We start from the raw sequence: 214 nt of genomic DNA on the forward strand, positions 1-214 counted from the left end.
GAGCGAGTTCCTCGCCAACATGAGCCACGAGCTGCGCACCCCGCTCAACTCGCTGCTCATCCTGGCCCAGCTCCTGGCCCAGAACCACACCCGCAACCTGACGGCCAAGCAGGTGGAGTACGCCGGCATCATCCACTCGGCCGGCTCCGACCTGCTGCAGCTCATCAACGACATCCTCGACCTGTCCAAGGTCGAGGCGGGCAAGATGGACATC

At 64.5% G+C, this 214-nt stretch carries 1 protein-coding gene; it reads left to right on the forward strand.

Translation table 11 applies throughout. The features are described from left to right. The coding region (locus tag IO39_RS43835; protein WP_043638089.1) for a histidine kinase dimerization/phospho-acceptor domain-containing protein at nucleotides 1–214 on the forward strand (214 nt) is incomplete at both ends.

This window comes from Nonomuraea candida (assembly GCF_000725485.1).
Classification (GTDB): domain Bacteria; phylum Actinomycetota; class Actinomycetes; order Streptosporangiales; family Streptosporangiaceae; genus Nonomuraea; species Nonomuraea candida.